This is a genomic window from Leptolyngbya sp. O-77 (assembly GCF_001548395.1).
Classification (GTDB): domain Bacteria; phylum Cyanobacteriota; class Cyanobacteriia; order Elainellales; family Elainellaceae; genus Thermoleptolyngbya.
The window spans coordinates 732,880-751,195 of sequence record NZ_AP017367.1 but is presented as its reverse complement, the minus strand read 5'-3'; the positions used below and the strand labels follow the sequence as shown (position 1 = coordinate 751,195).

Annotated in this window: 12 protein-coding genes; 7 read left to right on the top strand and 5 right to left on the bottom strand. The window is 54.2% G+C overall.

Annotated features, from left to right (window positions below; translation table 11 throughout):
* The first annotated feature begins 308 nt into the window (after positions 1-308).
* Together O77CONTIG1_RS03240 and O77CONTIG1_RS03235 are read left to right on the top strand one after the other, a co-directional pair.
* On the top strand, positions 309-734 hold the full coding sequence (locus O77CONTIG1_RS03240; protein ID WP_068508016.1) for a BlaI/MecI/CopY family transcriptional regulator: 426 nt from the start codon (positions 309-311) through the stop codon (positions 732-734).
* Positions 725-1,579, top strand: a complete 855-nt coding sequence (locus O77CONTIG1_RS03235) for a M56 family metallopeptidase (protein WP_068508014.1) — start codon at positions 725-727, stop codon at positions 1,577-1,579. Before O77CONTIG1_RS03240 ends, O77CONTIG1_RS03235 begins: the two co-directional genes overlap by 10 nt.
* A gap of 130 nt (positions 1,580-1,709) precedes the next feature.
* Here the strand turns inward: O77CONTIG1_RS03235 and O77CONTIG1_RS03230 are convergent, their stop codons facing one another.
* The 3 genes from O77CONTIG1_RS03230 to O77CONTIG1_RS23245 form a co-directional block, all read right to left on the bottom strand.
* Positions 1,710-2,810 (bottom strand): hypothetical protein, encoded by a 1,101-nt coding sequence (locus O77CONTIG1_RS03230; protein WP_156434892.1) that lies wholly within the window; start codon positions 2,808-2,810, stop codon positions 1,710-1,712.
* Positions 2,811-2,923: 113 nt separating this feature from the next.
* Positions 2,924-4,057: an SPFH domain-containing protein gene (locus tag O77CONTIG1_RS03225; protein WP_068508011.1), complete on the bottom strand. Its 1,134-nt coding sequence runs from the start codon at positions 4,055-4,057 to the stop codon at positions 2,924-2,926.
* Between the two features lie 561 nt (positions 4,058-4,618).
* A protein-coding gene (locus O77CONTIG1_RS23245; RefSeq protein ID WP_410503485.1) for an IS5 family transposase occupies positions 4,619-5,382 on the bottom strand; the annotation gives its coding sequence in 2 pieces (ribosomal slippage) (positions 4,619-5,052 and positions 5,052-5,382; 765 coding nt in all).
* Between the two features lie 226 nt (positions 5,383-5,608).
* Here O77CONTIG1_RS23245 and O77CONTIG1_RS03205 point away from each other — a divergent pair.
* The 3 genes from O77CONTIG1_RS03205 (at position 5,609) to O77CONTIG1_RS03195 (ending at position 8,048) form a co-directional block, all read left to right on the top strand.
* Positions 5,609-6,052, top strand: coding sequence for a (2Fe-2S) ferredoxin domain-containing protein (locus tag O77CONTIG1_RS03205; protein ID WP_068508005.1), 444 nt, complete (start codon positions 5,609-5,611; stop codon positions 6,050-6,052).
* Positions 6,053-6,300: 248 nt separating this feature from the next.
* Positions 6,301-6,933: a response regulator transcription factor gene (locus tag O77CONTIG1_RS03200; protein ID WP_317134199.1), complete on the top strand. Its 633-nt coding sequence runs from the start codon at positions 6,301-6,303 to the stop codon at positions 6,931-6,933.
* A gap of 926 nt (positions 6,934-7,859) precedes the next feature.
* Positions 7,860-8,048, top strand: a complete 189-nt coding sequence (locus O77CONTIG1_RS03195; RefSeq protein ID WP_068508000.1) for a hypothetical protein — start codon at positions 7,860-7,862, stop codon at positions 8,046-8,048.
* 346 nt (positions 8,049-8,394) lie between these two features.
* Here the strand turns inward: O77CONTIG1_RS03195 and carB are convergent, their stop codons facing one another.
* A complete protein-coding gene (gene carB, locus O77CONTIG1_RS03190) occupies positions 8,395-11,694 on the bottom strand; it encodes a carbamoyl-phosphate synthase large subunit (protein WP_068507998.1) in 3,300 nt (1,099 codons plus the stop codon).
* A gap of 421 nt (positions 11,695-12,115) precedes the next feature.
* Between carB and O77CONTIG1_RS03185 the strand changes: the two genes are divergently transcribed.
* Complete coding sequence (locus O77CONTIG1_RS03185; RefSeq protein WP_068507996.1) at positions 12,116-15,550, top strand: PAS domain S-box protein; 3,435 nt, start codon at positions 12,116-12,118, stop codon at positions 15,548-15,550.
* Between the two features lie 68 nt (positions 15,551-15,618).
* Here the strand turns inward: O77CONTIG1_RS03185 and O77CONTIG1_RS03180 are convergent, their stop codons facing one another.
* Positions 15,619-16,851, bottom strand: a complete 1,233-nt coding sequence (locus tag O77CONTIG1_RS03180; RefSeq protein ID WP_068507995.1) for an ABC transporter ATP-binding protein — start codon at positions 16,849-16,851, stop codon at positions 15,619-15,621.
* A gap of 442 nt (positions 16,852-17,293) precedes the next feature.
* Between O77CONTIG1_RS03180 and O77CONTIG1_RS03175 the strand changes: the two genes are divergently transcribed.
* The gene (locus O77CONTIG1_RS03175; protein ID WP_068507993.1) at positions 17,294-18,304 is read left to right on the top strand and encodes a diguanylate cyclase domain-containing protein; all 1,011 of its coding nucleotides are present in this window, start codon (positions 17,294-17,296) and stop codon (positions 18,302-18,304) included.
* Positions 18,305-18,316: the final 12 nt, after the last annotated feature.

Genomic DNA, 18,316 nt, shown 5'->3' with positions numbered 1-18,316 from the left:
TAAACTTTGTCAACCATTCTTAGATTGATAGAGATTGATAGCGTGAACCATCATTTGTTTCTCCCAATGCTCCTCCGAAAATATTCGTTTTCAAACTCATCTCTAGCTTAATTTTCTGCAAATTTGCAGCCGCGATACTGCGCCGAAGTCCTGATATCCCATTAATAACAAGACGGAGCTGGATTTTAGGCTAAACTGAAGACGGCAAAGGTATTTTTAAGATCATTTCGGCCTTCGCTCGACTCTGATTCAACACCGTTCTACAGTATTTAAAATCAGCCGATTTAGACTTCTGAATTTAGGTGCGTATGGCATTACCCGAACCTCGCCCCCGCCAGCTTTCTCTGGGGCCGCTAGAGCGCGAGATTTTAGAAATTTTGTGGCAGATGGAATCGGCAACAGTTAAGGAGATCCACGATCGCATCTTGGCAGATCCAAATCGGGAGTTGGCCTATGCGTCTGTGACCACGGTGCTGAATCGGCTAACGGGCAAGGGCTGGCTGGCGTGCGATCGCCACGGGCGGGCGTTTCACTGGCGACCGCTGGTGTCGCGGGAAGAGGCGCATATGCTTCAAGCGCACGAGCATTTGCATCGCTTTCTAGCGGTCAGCAATCCCGACGTGGTGGCGGCCTTTGCGGATGACCTGGATGTTGCCAGCCTGGAACAGCTTGATGCCATTACTCAACGGCTGAAGGCCGCACGGCAAAAGCGGGAGGACGGCCCATGCACCTGATGCTGATTTTGGGGGCGATCGCCCTCGCTGTTCTCTCGCGCCTGATTGCTAAGCACCGTCCCGTCGCGCCTGCCCATCGGTGGACGGCGGCGCTAGGGCCGTTTCTGTTTGCGCCGCTGCTGCTGTTGTGTACCGTCGTCGCCGTTTTTTGCATGGGCCGTGAGGGGCATATGCTGGGGCTGTCTGTTGGATCTCTGGGCTGGGTTCTAGCGGTCGATAGCTTGACCCTTGCAGGTGGAATGCTGCTGCGGCTGGGCTGGCAGGTAGGGCGATCGCACGAATCGCTGAAACCGCTGCCTGTGGTTGAGATTAGCCATACAACCGCCCGCTTGCTAGATACCCCGGCTCTATTTGCAGCACAGGTCGGTTTTTGGCAGCCCGAACTCGTGGTCAGCCGGGGTTTGCTGGACACCCTTTCCGCTGAGCAAGTTGCCGCTGTGCTGGCCCACGAGCAGGCCCACACCCACTATCGCGACACCTTCTGGTTTTTCTGGCTGGGCTGGCTGCGCGGTCTTACGGTCTGGCTTCCCCACACTGAGGCCCTCTGGCAAGAACTGCTGCGACTGCGAGAACTCCGCGCCGATTGCTGGGCGGCTCAGCGCGTCGATCCCCTGCTGCTGGCAGAGTCGCTGGTGCAGGTGGTGAGGTCGCCACTGACGGTGGCTGACTTTCCCTGCGCGGCATTTGGCGAGGCCGCGTCACCCTGCCGCCTGACAGAGCGGATTGAGGCGCTGCTGCCCGATGCTGAGGGTGAGTTGGCAAGCTCAGTGGAGGGCGATCGCCTCCCGTGGCTGTGGCTATTTGCTGCTTGCCTGCCGCTCTGCACGCTGCTCGTTCACCACTAGATCCCGTTGCAAGAATTGCTTCGTGGCGCTGTGCAAAGTAGCGCTGTGCAACCAGGGCAGAATGCTAGTTCGCTACAGGCTGGGGCGATTTCTAGCTGTTCTAACACTTGCCCCCAATAACTATGGGATGCTACAGGATGCTGATTAAAATTCCGAATATAACGATCGCAACGAGAATCGCTAATCCAATCTGGAGCCAGCTAAAGGGGCGATCGCCACAAACTTTGCCGGACTGACCGTTCACTACGACTGTGTAGCGCCGTCCCTTAAATTCATAGGCCCCTGTCCATACTGGCAAGAGGATGTGCTTGAAGGTAATGTCACTGTAGGAGGTGGAAATAGAGTCGATACACTGTTCATCGCCGCCAATTTTGCACTCTACAGCCTGGCGAATTTCCGGCTCCATCTTTTTCTTCGCCCGCTCAAAACCCGCTTTGAGGTTAATCTGATATCGTTGCACCTTGAACCCTGACAAGTAAGAGGCGTTGTAAGGCACCAGTTCAGACAAATCCCATCTCTCGACGGCCTGTAAATGGTTTTGGTCAACTGATTCAGCCGCCGCTACCAGAACGTCATCAAAGGCATAATCCAAACGTCCTGACACGGGTGTCCAGCGGGTTTCTTCGACTTCGCGAGTGTCTGTAACTATTTTCCCTTCATCGTTGGTAGTTGTATAGGTCTCAGTCCTGGTATAGCGATCGCCCCGCTTCCCTCGATATTGATTACAGGTTTTGCAATCATAAGTCCAAAATGGCAGGTAAATTCCCTGCAATCCTGCGTGCTGAGACAAGCGTTTCAGCGCCTTTGGCGCGAACCAGCGCTGACGCAGCCACTCACTCACCTTCTCTCGGGCCTGCCTTTGACCAATCTTAAACGGTACCACCCCTCCTGGACTGACCACTGGGCTAGCAGTGTGGGGTTGCGCCACGATATTGGTATTACAAATGCACATTTCCCTGCCACGGGTCGGCGGCTCAAACGTAAATCGAGCACGGCACCCTGGACACTGCACTTCAACTGCCTGCTGAGATAAAGCGGCCAGTTGAGTATGCTTTTCACTGAGATGAGACTCAAAAGACTGCTCTGCCAGTAGGGAAGTCTTGTTTCGGGCGATCGCCTCTTGCCGCCCGCAATAGGGGCACTCCATCTGTCCTCGTTTGGGATTGAACTCTAGCGACGCACCGCAACCCAGACAGGAAAGCTGCGACTTGCTGGAGGGTTGGCTTTGCATGATAAGAGGAGGTATGGCGCAGGTTTAATACAGGGTTAAGGCAACACTGGCGCTGAACATGTTCGACAGCAAACAATCAGCGGTAAATAATACGGAACCCCAGAGTCTATACACTAGGCGGCGGGTGATGGTGGAAGCAAAGCAGCTAGTTCTGGAACTGCGTTTGCAAACTGCCAGCCGCTCATCCCTGCTCGCCACACATAGGTCTGAGCCGTCAGCCCCTGCTGAAGAAGCTGATTCACTGAAAACGGCCCGAACGTTTGCCCATATCGGGACAGGTACCCACTGGGACGCAGGGGGGGCGGGGGGGGCGGTGGAGCTGCTGCGGGTGGAACTGCCGGCTGGGGCTGAGCAGTTGGCTGCGGTGGGGCTGCTGCCTGGGGCGGAGCAGCGTTGGGGTGCAGCGCATTAGTTACCTGCTGCGCCATTGCCAGCCCAACTCCCAACTCCAAGAAGGAGTTCCCGCCGCTTGGATTTTGGGCGGACTGTTCAATAGAGTTGGCAACCTGATACTGGGTATATTGCTGCATATTGCCCAAGACCCCGATGGAAGCCCGCCTGTCGAGAGCAGTTTCCACCTCTGGTGGCAGAGAGATATTTTCAATCAGCAGTTGAGTGAGATCCAAACCGAACTGCTGCACCTCTGGCTGCATATTCAAGCGGATAGTGTCGCTAATCTCCCTATAGCGAGATGCGAGATCAAATAGAGGGATTTGGGCTGCTCCGATAGCGGAGGTAAAGGCCGTGATAATCATATTGCGGATATGATCGCTGACCTCATCGACCTGAAAGAGTCCATCGGTGCTGACGAGTTCCTGGAGCAGAACCTCAGGCTTGACAATCCGCACGTTATAGGTGCCATAGGCTCGCAAGCGAACAGGGCCGAGATCAGCATCTCGGATCAGGATGGGGTTAGAAGTCCCCCACTTGAGGTTCGTGAAAATTCGAGTGTTGAAGAAGTAAACTTCTGCCTTGAACGGAGAGTTGAAGGCATAGGGCCAACCCATCAGTGTCGTGAGAATGGGCAGGTTCTGGGTTGACAGCGTATACATCCCCGGCTCGAAGCAGTCAGCAATACGGCCTTCGTTGACGAATACTGCCTTTTGTCCAGGGCGTACGGTTAGCTTTGCCCCCATTTTGATTTCGTTGTTGTATCGCTGGAAGCGATAGACCATCGTGTCGTTGGTAGAGTCCAACCACTCGATAATGTCTACAAACTCACCTCGAATTTTCTCGAAGAGACTCACATTAACCTCCAGATTTAATCTAGGTTAGACGAGAGCAACGACAGACTGAATCTAGGCAATCACAGAGATGCAAGGAGTATTGCTGCCGAAGTTCAGCAAGTTCTCCTTTGGGGTCGTCCCCCTATCTACACTCCAATGATGCAAGGAGTATTGCTGCCGAAGTTCAGCAAGGCCTGGCGCAAAGCAAATGCGTTCTTAAGTATCCTGTCCAGCAACGAGAAGCCGGATGTATCGGTTAAATCCAACACGAGCAACTTAGATCAGCCCAAGCTAGCAGAAACAACCCTGACGACGCGCAAGCTGCTATCAAAGAGCTAAGTTAGCCCTAGTGTGCCCACAATCCTAACTGACTAACGAAAATAGGAGAAGGGCTGAGGTATCTCTAAAGGGACATCTCTAAAGGGAATTAAGCACTAATTCCGGTCAATCTTCGACAAATTGTTTGCCCCACCGATTAATACAGCGTGTAGCTCCCGGTTTCCGTAGTCCACCTATTGATGTAACCGATGGTTCTGGTACCCCGATTTCTATGATGAGCCTATAACTTACTAGGGCGTGTCATCAATTAAGCCAAATAAGGGCAGCCGCCATGTAAATTGCACTCAGAAACGTCTCGGCTAACTTGTCATAGCGTGTCGCAATCGCTCGATACTGCTTGAGTTTGGCAAAGAAGTTCTCAATCAGATGCCGCGCTTTGTATAGCTCCTTGTCGTATTCACGCGGTGTCTTGCGGTTTCGCTTGGGCGGAATCACAGCAGCCTTGCCCTGTTGTTGGAGTCGCTCAACCACCCGTTGGTCTGCGTCATATCCTTTGTCAGCCAGGACTGTATCAGCTTGAATGTTCTCTAGCAGCACATCAGCCCCATCAAGGTCACAGACCTGCCCGGGTGTGAGGTGAAAGCCTGTCGGATTGCCCAGTGCATCGACAGTCGCATGAATCTTGGTGCTCAATCCCCCTTTACTACGACCAATGGCTTGGGCATTGGCATCCCCCCCTTTGCCCCAGCACTATGCTGATGAGCACGCACAATCGTGGTGTCGATCATGGCGTATTCGTTGTCTGCATCTTCAGACAGCACCTGAAACACCCGTTGCCATACGCCCGTCTTTGCCCAGCGCCGAAAGCGGGTGTGAACCTTGCGAAAATGACCAAACCGCTCTGGCAAGTCTCGCCAGGGAATGCCGGCTCGATATCGATATAGCACTGCCTCGACAAACAGACGATTATCCTTTGCTGTGACTCCCACCGCCCCCGCTCGTCCAGGGAGCAAATCTTGGAGCCGTTCCCATTGGTCATCGCGCAGGGCGTAGCGTCGGGTTGTCATAATCGTCAGATAGCTGAATCACTGCTGATTACAGCTTACTTAATTGATTACACTCCCTAGCTTAAGGAGTGTTGGAGCGAAGAATGAAGAGAGAAGAACGAAGAGAGAAGAATGAAGAGAGAAGAACGAAGAGAGAAGAACGAAGAGGTTCCGTTTTTCGTTCTTCATTCTTCGTTTTTTCCCTCTCTCACCCCTTATCACTCGATCCCCCTTAACCGTCCCTCCTATGACTACCCCCCTCTCTACCTGTGTCGCGGCGCTCCATCTGCCACAAATCGAGCGCCACGTCTTTATCTGCGCTGATCAGAGCGTGCCCAAGTGCTGCGACAAAGGCGACAGCCTGGTGGCGTGGGATTATCTAAAAAAGCGGCTAAAGGAATTGGGGCTAGACCAACCCACGGGCGATCGCCCCACCTGCGTTTTTCGCACTAAAGCCAACTGCCTGCGAGTTTGCCAGCAAGGCCCCATTTTGGTGGTCTATCCCGACGGGGTGTGGTATCACAGCGCCACCCCAACTGTGATTGAAGAAATTATCCAGAAGCATCTGCTTGGCAATCAAATCGTTCATGACTACGCCTTCCTGGTTCACCCGCTACCTTCCACATCTGATGAATTGAAAACACATGGCAGACCAAATCTGAACGCGCTACAGTCAGAAAGCAAAGATTAATCTATTAATTTCAACATTGCTTAACTATGCGGATTTCCCGCTTGCGCTCAGTATGATGTAGACAGGTCTACTGAAGGGCTAAATGTCTTCAAAAAGCCTTGACTTCAGCGCAAAGTCAGGCAGTGCAAAGTTTCTTCAGGTTCTTGGGCTAAATTGTGCGCTCTGTGGATCTACTGGGTATTATTTATTAGCACGATTCATCTCAACTCAGGCATGGCGAGTGATGTAGCATGACAAAGGAAGCCAGTGTGGGAGAGCACAAGCGACTTTTACTAATTGACGACGACCCAAACCTCATTTTGCTCGTGAAGGATTATCTAGAGTTTCGGGGGTATGAGGTCATCACATCAGAAAATGGTCAAGAAGCGCTAGAAGTGCTGCAAAGAGAGACACCAGACATGATCATCTGCGATGTGATGATGCCGCAGATGGATGGCTACTCGCTGGTAGAGCAAGTCAGAAAAGATCCACGCACGAGCTGGATTCCAGTGCTGTTTCTTTCTGCGAAAGGGCAGAGCCAGGACAAAATCAAGGGCTTGAACACTGGCGCTGACGTGTATATGGTGAAGCCCTTCGAGCCAGAAGAACTGGTGGCCCAGGTAGAGTCTTCTCTCAAGCAAGCCTCTCGATTGATTCAGCGGCAAGACAAAGGGCTGGACAGCGCCCCCAAAATTCAGGTGCCCTTCGACGTTGAGCTAACGCCGACCGAGCTGCGGGTGGTGCAGTTTGTCGCCCAGGGCATGGCAAACCGAGAAATTGCCGAGAAGCTGAACGTAAGCCAGAGAACGATTGAAAGCCACGTCAGCAACATGCTGGGCAAAACAGGACTCCACAATCGCACTGAACTGGCTCGCTGGGCGATCGAAAACAGCATGGCGTAGCTTTTAGGTTGGTATTTGTAGGTCTTTAACTTATAAGCCTTCAATTTCGAGTACGGTCGCCATCGGAAGGCGGCCGTACTTGCTTTTTGCGGATTTCATGACCGAAGTGAAATTTTCTTAATGTTTTTTATGGAAAACCAGTGCTGCTTCTGAAAGCCATGCAGCAGAAGGACTGATGCAGTGGGCTTAGTATAAAGAACAGATGAAGACGACGAATCTCAACCGTAGAAGTACGAGTTTTGCTTGACATCCCAAAATAAACTCTGCTTAATACTAAAAGTTTCGATCACTACGCCTTCCTTCAGTGTTGCTACTGGTCTTGGTTATGATGACTGAAGCCGCTGGCGATCGCCCGCCAAGCTTGTCCAGCTTGGTGACCGTTCAACAGCAGGCTGATTTCGCTATTTTGTCTGGGTCACTCATTCACAGGTCGTGCGGTTGCTTTGGCACTTTGCACGACAGAATCAGCACCTTGCCGCTGATTCTTTTCAGTGGTCAGTGCTGAGCGCTGTTTTTGAAACGCATCGAAACTGGCTAAACGCTGCGTCTACAGGCTGCGTTCTGACAATTTTGCTTGGACAGACTGGTTTTGTCCGGTCAAACCTAGCAAGGATAGAATAAGTCTAAAGAGGTCTAACGTATGGGTGCAGTCAGATCAGCGGTTTAGTCCCTGGTTTGGCTAGCTAAGCTTGCGAGAAGCTGAAGGCACATTTCAGCCGCCGCAGATGGATTTATCTCGCTAAGGCGCTCACAGCTCCTCTGAAGGGCGAGTTCTCGCACGGTGCGCTGGTCGAGCATCCAACATTTGAGACTCAGAATTTAAGACTCAGAAGATTCGATGACCGCTCTTTGAACTCTCTAAGCTGAACTTTCTAAGACAGTTTCGAGAAGTCCCGCTCTAAGTTCAGACACTCTCACGTTTAACCATGAACTCAAACACCCCTAGCAACACCCTCTTTCCAAATCAAAAGGCAGGTCGAAAGCCAAGCCTGTGGCATCGCCTGAAATTGTGGATTCGTCAAGACATTGTGGCAGACGATCCGTGGGATGTAGACACCTATTTCCCCGAAGAAGACCAGGCGGAAACTCTTCACCAAGAGACGGTCGAAAAGTAGAGAACTGAGGCTAAGGGATGGCACTCCGCAGTAGTGTTTGTTTTAATTTCACTTTAATATCTACGCTGAGCTTGAATCATACAAGTCTCATCGCCCTCTAGAAAAGCCGTTCCTGCCAGAGTTCACACTACTTTTACAAATTCCTGCAAATTGTAATGCGAGTTTGTAGATGGCTCACTCGGTTCTCCTGTGTTCCAGAAAATTGCAAGCGTCTGGGCAGCTTCTCCAGAAGCGCAGGACATAGACAGATATAAAAACGAGAGGTCTTGAATTGGAATCCCGGTTCAAGACCTCTTTCAGCTTTCAGTTAGAGCGGCTTGCTAGAGTAACGGTTTCGGCGTGGCAGCTAGCTCATATAATCTTGCAGCGCCTTGACCTCTAGCGGCTCAGACTGGAGGGAGCGAATCGCAGCCGTGCTGGCCTTAGCTCCGGCAATTGTGGTGACAACTGGAATTTTATAAGACAGGGCAGTGCGGCGAATCGCGCGATCGTCCACCTGAGCCGTTTCGCCCAAGGGCGTGTTGACCACAAGCTGAATCTGCTGGTTTTTGATGGAATCCATCACGTTGGGACGACCTTCATGCACCTTCAGCACCAGATCCACATCCAGTCCATTTTCTTTGAGGACGCGGCGAGTCCCCTCCGTCGCCACAACGTGCAGCCCTAAGGCCTGCAAATCCTTCACCACAGGCACAGCAGCCTGCTTGTCGCGGTCGTTCATCGAAACGAAGACCGTGCCTCCCAATGGCAACACCTGCGAAGCCGCTAGCTCTGCCTTGGCAAAGGCTTTGCCAAAGTCGGTGTCGATGCCCATCACTTCGCCCGTGGAGCGCATTTCGGGGCCAAGAATAATATCCGTGCCGGGGAACTTGGAAAAGGGCAGCACGGCCTCTTTCACCGCAATGTGCTGGGGAATGATTTCCTGCGTGAAGTTTAGCTCCGCCAGGGTCTTGCCCGACATCACCAGCGAGGCCAGCTTGGCCAGGGGCTTGCCGATCGCCTTAGAAACGAAAGGCACGGTGCGCGAGGCGCGGGGGTTGGCTTCCAAAATGTAGACCACATCGCCCTCGACCGTGCCCTGGATGGCGTACTGCACGTTCATCAGGCCGACAACGTTTAGCGCTTTGGCGAGTTTCGTCGTCCAGGTGCGGATGGTTTCCAGCGTGTCGGGTCCGAGGGTGACGGTGGGAATCGAGCAGGCAGAGTCGCCAGAGTGAATGCCCGCTTGCTCGATGTGTTCCATGATGCCGCCGATAACGACCTGGCCAGTGGCATCGGCGATCGCATCCACATCCACCTCGATCGCATTTTCCAGGTACTGATCGACCAGGATCGGGTGATCCGGCTCCACCAGCACCGCGTAGGTCATGTAGCGCTCTAGATCCTGGTCGGAATAGACGATTTCCATCGCCCGTCCGCCCAGCACGTAGCTGGGGCGTACCACCACGGGATAGCCAATTTTTTTCGCCACATCTAGCGCTTCGGCGGTGCTGCGGGCAATGCCGTTGGCGGGTTGGCGGATGTCTAGATCGCGCAGGATTTTCTCGAATTTTTCCCGGTCTTCGGCCGTATCAATGGAGTCAGGAGAAGTGCCCCAGATTTTGGTTTCGGGCGAATCGCAGAGGGGCAGCGCCGTTTTGAGCGGCAGGGCCAGCTTGAGCGGGGTCTGACCGCCAAACTGGTTGATGATGCCAGCGGGCTGCTCTGCCTCAATGATATTTAGCACGTCCTCTTTCGTCAGCGGCTCAAAATAGAGGCGATCGCTCGTGTCATAGTCTGTGGAGACCGTCTCCGGGTTGGAGTTGACCATGATCGTCTCAAACCCTTCTGCCCGCAGCGCAAAGGAAGCATGGCAGCAACAATAGTCAAACTCGATGCCCTGCCCGATGCGGTTGGGCCCGCCGCCCAAGATCATCACCTTGCGCCGGGTTGAGGGCAAGACCTCCGACTCGGTTGCGGCGGCTTGTTCCGAACCTGCGTCTCCATTGACCACTTCGACAGGTGTTTCGTAGGCCGAGTAATAGTAGGGCGTTAGCGCTTCAAACTCGGCGGCGCAGGTGTCTACAGTTTTGTAGACGGGAACAATGCCCAGAGACTTGCGGAAAGCGCGAACCTCGTCTTCGGTGGTTTTGGTGGCAAAGGCAATTTGGCGATCGCTAAAGCCCTGCTGCTTGATCGCCAGCATTTGCGGCTGGGTGATTTGCAGCAGCGGCGTGCGCTTGAGGAATTTCTCGGTTTCCAGCAGTTCTGCCAGCTTGTCGAGAAACCACGGGTCAATCGCAGTGAGTTCGTAGATTTCCTCCACCGTCATGCCCATCAGCATGGCGTGGCGCAATGTGAACACCCGATCCGGGTTCGGAGTCCGCAAACCCGCACGAATTTGCTCCAAGCTGGGCAGTTTTTCGTTTTTGTCGCAGCCCCAGCCCGCACGGCCTGTTTCGAGCGATCGCAGCGCTTTTTGGAACGACTCCTGGAACGTCCGCCCGATCGCCATTGCTTCGCCCACGGACTTCATCTGCGTTGTCAGCACGGGCTGGGAGCCGGGAAATTTCTCGAAGGCAAAGCGAGGAATCTTCGTCACCACGTAGTCAATCGTGGGTTCAAAACTGGCGGGCGTTTTCTTGGTAATGTCGTTGGGAATTTCGTCCAGCGTGTAGCCGACGGCTAGCTTCGCCGCCATTTTGGCGATCGGGAAGCCCGTCGCCTTGGAGGCCAGCGCCGAACTGCGCGACACGCGAGGGTTCATCTCAATCACGATAAACTCGCCTGTTTCTGGGTTCACCGAAAACTGAATATTCGACCCACCCGTTTCCACTCCGATTTCGCGGATGATTTTGATCGATGCATCCCTCAACCGCTGATATTCCTTATCCGTCAGGGTTTGCGCCGGAGCAACGGTGATCGAGTCGCCCGTGTGAACGCCCATCGGGTCGAAGTTTTCAATCGAGCAAATAATCACAACGTTATCTGCTAGGTCGCGCATCACCTCCAGTTCGTATTCCTTCCAGCCCAAGAGTGACTTTTCGATGAGAATCTGCGACACCGGGCTGGCATCTAGACCCGACTGAGCAATTTCCTCAAACTCTTCCTGGTTGTAGGCAATGCCGCCGCCCGTGCCGCCGAGGGTAAAGGCGGGGCGGATAATCAGCGGATAGGAGCCGATTTCCTGGGCGATCGCCCGCGCCTCGTTCATGGTTTGCGCCAACCCCGACGGACACACGGGCACGCCAATCCGCGCCATCGCCTCTTTAAAGAGCTTGCGGTCTTCCGCCATTTCAATAGCAGGCAGCTTTGCACCGATTAGCTCTACGTTGTAGCGTTCCAGCACGTCGGTTTTAGCCAGCGCCACCGCCAGGTTCAGCGCCGTCTGCCCACCCATCGTCGGCAGCAGCGCATCAGGACGCTCTTTTTCGATCACCTTTTCCACTATCTCCGGTGTCAGCGGCTCAATATAGGTGCGATCGGCTGTCTCTGGGTCGGTCATGATGGTTGCCGGATTGGAGTTGATCAGCACCACTTCGTAGCCTTCGTCGCGCAGCGCTTTGCAGGCCTGGGTGCCAGAATAGTCAAACTCGCAGGCTTGCCCAATGACGATGGGGCCAGAGCCAATTAGAAGAATTTTGCGGATATCAGTACGGCGGGGCATAGCGGCAGCCTGGGGAACTAGCGGAAATCCAGAACATTGTAGAGGGTTTCTCGCAAAACAGACTGTGCTTTTATCATCATCTCCAGATTTGTCAGCGGGTCACCTAGCCCGCCTCGAACGCTGAGCAGTTGGGCATAGGCTGTGGAGATTCCGGCAGCACCCCGCAGCCCAAATCACGCCGTCAGTCCAAATTTTTGCCAGCTTTATGCCTATAGACAGATTTCAATTGTTCCGTAAGGCTCAAGGTAAATTGGTCAATCGATTTGGGAATTCTGAGTAGCAAGTTTTCTTAACTTTAGGATCATTTACTTCGTACCTTAAGGCGATCGCCCCCAGCGCCCTCTCCAGCGCCCCTAGTCAACCTAGCCCTGAATCTTCCTAAATCTCTCACGCTTTGTTCGCCTAACTTTTGCAGCCAGTTATGACCTCCCAGCCTTCCGAATCTCAGGGGTTTCAGCCGAGCCAGCCAGCCTATCCCTCCGTTCAAGATTTTAGTAAACCACCCAAACCAGCCCAATCTGACCCCTGCAAGGCATCACTCGATCTGGAGCTAAAGCTTTCGTTGCTGATCGACCGCAGCCCGATGGCCGTGATTGAGTGGAACACCGATCTCAAAGTCATAAGCTGGAATGCCAGCGCAGAGCGAATTTTTGGGTTCAGCGCTGAGGAAATCCTGGGACGCAACGCCAACGAATTCATCCTGCCAGAGTCCCAGCTTGATCTGGTCAACGAAATCGTGAGGCAGATCTTAAATCAAAAGAGCGGGACTCACAGCATTAACGAAAACCAGACCAAAGATGGCCGCACCATTACCTGCGAATGGTTCAACACACCACTGGTAAATTCTAACGATGAGGTAATTGGCATTATTTCAATGGTGAGCGATGTGAGCGATCGCCGCCAAACTGAGGAGCGTCTACGAGATTCAGAAAAATTTCTCGACAGCGTGATCAACGGCAACCCCGACCTAATGGTGGTCAAAGATGAGCAGTTTCGGTTTGTCTTGGTCAACGATGCGCTGTGTCGGCAGCTTGGGCGCGATCGCAGCGAAATCATTGGCAAAACGGACTATGACCTGTTTCCATCCGCAGAAGCCGATTGCCTGCGACAGGTCGATCAACACATATTAGTAGCTGGAGAAGAATATCTAGCTGAACACACTGCCACGCTGCCTAATGGGGAAGTCCGCTACATCCTCGATCGAAAAACGTGCTTTCAAGATGCCAAGGGCCGGCGCTTCATCATTGTGACAGCCCGTGACATTACCGATCGGCGACGGGCAGAACTTGCCCTAGAGCAGGCCAAGGCAGAACTCGAAGAACGGGTCGAAGCTCGCACAGCCGAACTCAGGGAGCAAGAGCAATTCCTCCGCAGCATCTACAACGGCACTGAGCAGGGTATTTTTGTCATAGATGTCAGCCCAGAGGGAGCGTTTCGAGTCGTAGACTGCAACGCCACACTGACTCGTATCACGGGCATTCCCCAGCAAGCCTTTAGAAATAAGACGCTGGCAGAAATTTTTGACCCGGTTCAAGCCGAAGGCTTTCAGAAAAATTATGAGCGCTGTGTTCGAGCGGGCATCTCAATTTCCTACGAAGAGCGGATTCGCTATCCCGATGGCGATATCCAGTGGTTTGACACTACCCTGTCGCCAATTCGGAATGCGGAAGGGCAGATTTATCGCATCATTGGCACCACGATCAATATCACCGACCGCCGCAACGCCGAAGATGCGCTGACGGCCAGTGAAAACCGCTATCGACTGCTGGTAGAAACGTCGCAGGATTTAATCTGGTCGTGCGATCGCGAGGGCTGCTTTAGCTTTGTAAATGCTGCCGCCCGCACCATTCTGGGCTACGAGCCTCAAGAAATGCTCGGTCGTCCCTTTAGCGACTTTTTGGCACCGGGCCAGCTAGAGCGAGATCGGGAAATCTTTCGACGGGTGGTTTCTGGAACATCGGTGCTGAACCACGAGTCGGTGTATCTTACGAAGGACGGTCAGCGGGTGACGCTGCTGTTTAGCGCGGCAGTGTTGCGCGACGACCAAGGGAACATCTTGGGCAGCACAGGCACCGCTCGCGACATCACCCGCGAAAAGCAGATGCAGCAAGAGCGATCGCGCTTGATCGACCTGCTAGAAGCCAGTCCCGACCTGATCGGCACCGCTGCTCCCGATGGCACTTCCCTGTACCTCAACCGTGCGTTTCGGCAAGTTGCAGGGCTGACAGAAGATGCCGTGATAGGCAAGCAACAGATCGCAAATTGGCATCCTGACTGGGCCAATCGCAAGATCATGACCGAGGGCATTCCCGCAGCACTGCGAGACGGCACCTGGTTGGGCGAAACGGCTGTGCTTGACAGAACTGGTGAAGAGATTCCCGTTTCGCAACTGATTATTGCCCACAAAAACGCCGAAGGGCAGGTTGATTACCTATCTACGGTAATGCGCGACATCCGTGAGTTTCGTCAGGCCGAGGCGGCGCTGCGAGAGAGCGAGGAGCGATTCCGCCTGGTGGCTGAGCAAACCGGGCAGTTGATCTATGACTATGATTTGGCAAGCGGAAAAATCCGCTGGGCGGGGGCGATCGCCCAGATGACCGGCAACACACCAGAGGAATTTCAGCAAGTCAATCTGCATAGGTGTTTGGAAAGGGTACATCCAGATGACCGAACCCGAGTTGCCATGCTAATCGAGCAGGCAGTCCAGAGGCATACACCTTACCATGCTGAATACCGGTTCGCTCGTGCGGATGGCAGCTATATTTTTGCAGAAGATCACAGCATTCCCCTAAAAGATGTCGAGGGTAAAACCTATCGCATTTTGGGTGTAATGAACAACATCACCCAGCGCAAGCAGGCTCAGCTAGAGCTAGAACGCTCCGAAGCCACCCTCCGCCAGCGCAGCGAAGAACTCCAGAATGCGCTACAGCAACTTCAGCGCACCCAGGCGCAGATGATTCAAGCCGAAAAAATGTCGAGCCTGGGGCAGCTTGTGGCTGGCGTGGCGCATGAGATTAACAACCCCGTGAACTTCATCTACGGCAACCTGTCTCACGCCAGCGGCTACACCCAGGACTTGCTGGGGCTGCTAGACCTCTATCAGAAGCACTATCCCACGCCCCATCCCGAAATTCAGGCGGAAGCCGATGCCATCGACCTGCCCTTCGTGCTAGAAGATTTGCCCAAGCTAATTTCTTCGATGCGCGTTGGAGCAGAACGCATTCAGAAAATTGTCGCGTCGCTGCGGACGTTTTCCCGCATGGACGAAGCCGAGTTCAAGTCAGTCGATATCCACGACGGCATCGACAGCACGCTGATGATTCTGCAAAATCGGATCAAAGGCAAGAGCGATCGCCCCGAAATTCTTGTCCTCAAGGAATATGGCAAATTGCCCCATGTCGAGTGCTACGCGGGCCAGCTCAACCAGGTGTTTATGAACATCCTCAGCAATGCCATCGACGCGCTGGAAGAGGCGATCGCCCAGCCCAATAGCCCATTTCAGGACAAAACTCGCAAACCCAGCATCCAGATCCGCACCGATTTGCTGAACGGACAGTGGGTGTTTATCCGCATCTCCGATAACGGCCCTGGCATTCCCGCAGCCGTTCGGCAGCGGCTATTCGACCCGTTTTTCACCACCAAGGCCGTTGGCAAGGGCACGGGCATGGGGCTGTCGATCAGCTACCAGATTGTGACCGAACGCCACAGCGGAACGCTAGAGTGCCACTCGGAACCGGGCAACGGGGCAGAGTTTGTGATTAAGATTCCATTGAAACAAATCAAGGCAGTTGAGTCGGGCGATTCGCGAAGCGATCTCCACGGGAATCGCCCCAGCAGCGAACAGTCCAGCAGCTAGCCGCCCCATCCGTTGCCCCCCCATCGCGCCCTTCTGGAACGCAGGCTTCTGGGCTGCCTGCGGAGCCGCTATCCTGGCCGTAGCGCTTCGCCCGTATCGGGGTCAAACAGGTGCAGCTTATCAGGCATCAGCGACAGCCACACCTCATCCCCAGGCGCAACGGCGCGATCGGGTTCAATGCGGACTTGCAGCCAGGGTTCCTCGCTGCCCGGTTCGTGAATACTGATGCTGAGAAAGGTGTCGGCTCCCAGCGCCTCGATACGGCGGACGCGGCCGGGCAGGTTTTTCGGAGCAGGTAGGCTGAGGTTGAGGTGTTCGGGCCGAATGCCCAGGACGAGCGATCGCCCTGCATAAGGCCGCAGCAGCAGTTCCCAGCTTTCGGGCAGCGTCATGCGGAACTGGGGATGGGCAATGACCAGCGGCGGCTGCACCTGCACGGGCAGAAAATTCATCGGCGGCGACCCGATAAACTCTGCTACAAATCGATTCGCTGGACGATTATACAGTTCCAGCGGCGTGGCGATTTGCTGGATCTGACCCGCATTCAGTACAGCAATGCGATCGCCCATCGTCATCGCCTCTGTTTGATCATGCGTCACGTAGATCGTCGTCGTACCCAGCTTGCGCTGGAGATTCACAATCTGGGCGCGGGTCTCCGTTCGCAGCTTGGCATCCAGATTGCTCAGCGGCTCGTCCATCAGAAACACCTGCGGATTTCGCGCCATCGCCCGCCCCAGCGCCACCCGCTGCTTTTGCCCACCCGAAAGCTGCTTGGGCAAGCGGTTGAGCAAGGGTTCGATCTGGAGCATCTGGGCCACCGTCTGCACCCGCTGGGCGATCGCCCGTTCTCGCTCGGTCAGATAGCGCAAGCCCTTGGGCAGCGGACGAGTCGCCGCCACCAGCCAGTTTTGCCACAAAGAAGGCTGATCGGACGTTTCGGCATTGGCCAGGGAGCTTGCCGACCGCCGCAGCCCAAAGGCCAGATTGTCATACACGGTCATGTGGGGATACAGCGCGTAGCTCTGGAACACCATCGCAATGTCGCGCTGGTTGGGCGGCAGGTCGTTGACGAGGCGATCGCCCACAAAAATATTTCCAGCCGTCGCCGTTTCTAGCCCTGCAATCAGCCGGAGCAGCGTGCTTTTGCCGCAGCCGCTTGGCCCCACCAGCACCATAAATTCCCCATCGCGCACAGTCAGGTTGATGCGTCGCAGCACCGCCGACGAACCCGCTTGGGATTCGCCCTCAGCTTTGCCCTTCTGAAAGCTTTTGTAGAGATTTTCTAAGACAACCTGAGACACCGTAGTTCTATCGACTCCTAGAGCGTGTGCGATTGAGATGAACTAAATTTGAGGAACGAAGCGGAACAGATATGAGGAACTTAAACAGTCTATTGCAAACTCATACAGAGTATCGGGAACTCTATGGTAATGAGGGAATATACATCACGGTCTCGATACAGCATTTTTGAAGCTAGTGAGGCACATGGATGGTCAATCAGCCCTTGCCTCGTGAGGGCAGCGTGTGCCTCATCCCGCAAGAAAGTGCTGTAGCAGATTAAACCCCCTACGACTGCAACAGACCCATGCTGAATCGCTCCCCGTCAGACAGCAAAATGGTTTATTTCTCCGGTATCCTGCGCTCAAGAGGCTAAATCTTGTCTGAAAGCTCTAGTAGTTTATCAGAGGGCATTTGAAAAAATCTAACGCAGCGTCTTTTAGCAATAAGCTTGGCGGGTCTGTCATGGAAGCACCCGATGTCGATGTGATTAATATTCTGATTGTGGACGATACACCCGCCAATCTACAGTTGTTAACCAGCTTGCTGCGGCGCAGAGGGTATGAAGTGAGAGCTGCAAACAGCGGGGCTTTGGGATTGGCGATCGCCCGCGCTACGCGAACCGAAGTGGTGCTGCTCGACATTTCAATGCCCGAAATGGACGGCTTTACGGTTTGCGAACAGCTCAAGTCGGATCAGCGCACGCGAGATATTTCTGTCATCTTTGTCAGCGCCCTCAGCGAGGTCGTAGACAAAGTAAAAGCCTTTGCAGTAGGCGGGGTGGACTACATCACCAAACCCTTTCATGTACAGGAAGTGGTGGCGCGAGTCGAAACGCACCTCACCCTGCGCCGACTCCAGCAGCAGCTCCAGGCGCAAAACGAGCGGCTGCAACAGGAAATGCGCGATCGCCTGGCCGCCGAAGCCGCCCTCCAGGCTGCAAACCTGGAGCTAAAACGACTCGCTCACTCCGATGGACTAACTCAGGTCGCCAATCGTCGCCGCTTTGACGAATATCTGGCGCAAGAATGGCAGCACATGCTGCGCGAACAGCAGCCCCTCTCTTTGATTCTCTGCGATGTCGATTGTTTCAAAGCCTACAACGATATCTATGGCCACCAGGAAGGCGACCAGTGCCTCCGACAAGTTGCCAGTGTAATTAGCGCGGCTGCAAAACGCGCTGTAGATTTGGTAGCCCGCTATGGCGGCGAAGAGTTTGCAATCATCTTGCCCAACACCGCCAGCGAAGGAGCGCAGCAGGTCGCAAAAGATATTCAAGCAAATATCAAAGCTCTGGCCCTGCCCCACGCCGCGTCTTCGGCTGCGCCCATTGTCACGCTGAGCCAGGGCATTGCCACGCTGATTCCCCAACTCGACGGAGAACCCGACCAACTGATTGCCGCTGCTGATCAGGCGCTCTATCGAGCCAAGCAGTCTGGGCGCGATCGCATTATGGTGGCGACTCCAGATTCCTAACCGCCGATCCAG